Source organism: Phenylobacterium sp., from assembly GCF_004299445.1.
GTDB lineage: Bacteria > Pseudomonadota > Alphaproteobacteria > Caulobacterales > Caulobacteraceae > Phenylobacterium.
Window position 1 is genome coordinate 1 of record NZ_SCTC01000060.1, and the last position, 2,024, is coordinate 2,024.

Genomic DNA, 2,024 nt, shown 5'->3' on the forward strand with positions numbered 1-2,024 from the left:
GGCGGGTCCATTCCGCTTCGGCGCTACGACACCAACAAGGCCGGCGTCGAGCGCGCCCAGGCCGAGCGCACCGCCGCCGAGGTGGAGATCGAGGCGGCGCGGCTCGCCCGGGAGCGCGAGATCGCCCGCCTCACCCGCCGCATGACCGCATCCGCCCGTGAGTCCGAGCGCATCCGCACCGAGGTGATCCCGGCTGCCATCCGCGCGGCAGAGCAGGTGCGCGCGGGCTTCACTCGCGGCGGTTTCCAGTACCTCGATGTCGCCGAGGCGGAGCGCGCCCTCTTCGACGCGCGGGCCCGACGCCTCGTGGTCCTCAGACAGTTCCACCTCGATCAGGCCGCGCTCGACCGCCTCGCCGGTCGCCATGCCGCCCTCGTCACCCACACCGCCAGCGCGGAGCCCCGCCGATGATGTCCCGGTCCCTCAAGCGCGCCACGGCGCCGCTGCTCATCGTGCTGGCTGGCCTGGCGCTGGCGAGCTGCGGTGAGCGAGCCAAGCCGGCGGAAGCCCCGGGCCATGCCGCCGTGCCCGACTACGAACGCGGCCCGCACCGCGGCCGCCTGCTGCGCGACGGCGACTTCGCCTTGGAGATGACCATCTTCGAGGACGGCGTACCGCCGGAGTTCCACGTGTACGTCTACCGTAAGGACAAGCCGCTCGATCCCAGGACCGTGCAGGTGGCGGTCGAGTTGGGGCGACTGGGCGGCCGGACGGACCGCTTCGATTTCAACCCGCAGGAGGACTATCTCCGCGGCCAGGGCGTTGTGAACGAGCCGCACTCCTTCGACGTCAAGATCACCGCCGTCGAGGGGGGCCGGACCCACCGCTGGGCCTATGCGTCCTACGAGGGCCGCACCTCCATCTCGGCGCAGGCCGCCCAGGCCGGCGGCGTGAAGAGCGAGCGCGCCGGACCGGTCGCCATCGCCGAGCTCATCGACCTCTCCGGCCGCGTGGAGATCTCCCCCGAGGGCAAGGCCGAGGTCCGCGCCTGGTATCCAGGCCGGGTCATGTCGCTCGCCGCGGAGCTGGGCCAGCCGGTGCGCAAGGGCCAGGTGTTGGCGCGCGTCGAGTCCGCCAACAGCCTGCAGACCTATCCGATCCCGGCCCCGATCTCCGGCGTGATCGTCGAGAAGAACGCCAATGTCGGGGGCGTGGCCGGCGAACAGCCGCTCTATGTCGTCGCCGATCCCAACCGTCTCTACGCCGGGTTCTTCGTCTACCCGCGCGACGCCGAGCGGGTCCGGGTCGGTCAGCTGGTGGAGGTCCGCAGCCTGTCGGGCGACGCGCGGGTCAGCAGCCGGGTCGACGCCGTGCTGCCGACCGCCGACTTCGCCAGCCAGACCCTGGTGGCCCGCGTCCCGATCCGCGGGGGCGAGGCCTGGCGTCCAGGCCTCGGCGTCGAGGGCGCCTTCGCGGTCAATACGGTGCAGGTCCCCCTGGCGGTCCGCACCAAGGCCTTGCAGCGGTTCCGCGACTTCACCGTCGTCTTCGCCAAGGTGGGGAACACCTACGAGGTGCGGATGCTCGAACTCGGCCGCAAGACCGCGGAATGGACTGAGGTTCTGGGCGGCCTGGAACCCGGCACGGAATACGTCACCGACGGCGCCTTCCTGATCCGCGCGGACATCGACAAGTCCGGCGCGAGCCACGACCACTAGGGGCGGACCACACCATGCTCGAACGCATCGTCGCGCTCTCGATCCGCTACCGCTGGATCGTGCTGGCGCTCGTGCTCCTCAGCGCCGGCATCGGCGTCTGGAGCTTCCAGCGGCTGCCCATAGACGCCACGCCGGACATCACCAACGTCCAGGTCCAGATCAACACCGAGGCCCCTGGCTTTTCGCCCCTGGAGTCGGAGCAGCGCATCACCTTCCCGGTGGAGACGGCCATCGCCGGCCTCCCAGGGCTGCAATACACGCGCTCGGTCTCGCGGTACGGGCTCAGCCAGGTGACCGTCGTGTTCAAGGACGGGACCGACATCTACTTCGCCCGGCAGCTGGTCAACGAGCGGCTCCAGACGGCCA

3 protein-coding genes are annotated in these 2,024 nt (G+C 70.8%); all 3 read left to right on the forward strand.

Features of this window, described 5'->3' with window-relative positions:
* Positions 1-411 (forward strand): TolC family protein (locus tag EPN98_RS16570; protein ID WP_293364023.1); only part of this gene is annotated, 411 nt, incomplete at its 5' end.
* Positions 408-1,658, forward strand: a complete 1,251-nt coding sequence (locus tag EPN98_RS16575) for an efflux RND transporter periplasmic adaptor subunit (protein ID WP_293364024.1) — start codon at positions 408-410, stop codon at positions 1,656-1,658. The genes EPN98_RS16570 and EPN98_RS16575, both read left to right, overlap by 4 nt.
* 14 nt (positions 1,659-1,672) lie before the next feature.
* Positions 1,673-2,024: efflux RND transporter permease subunit (locus EPN98_RS16580; RefSeq protein ID WP_293364025.1), on the forward strand; the 352-nt coding region annotated here is incomplete at its 3' end.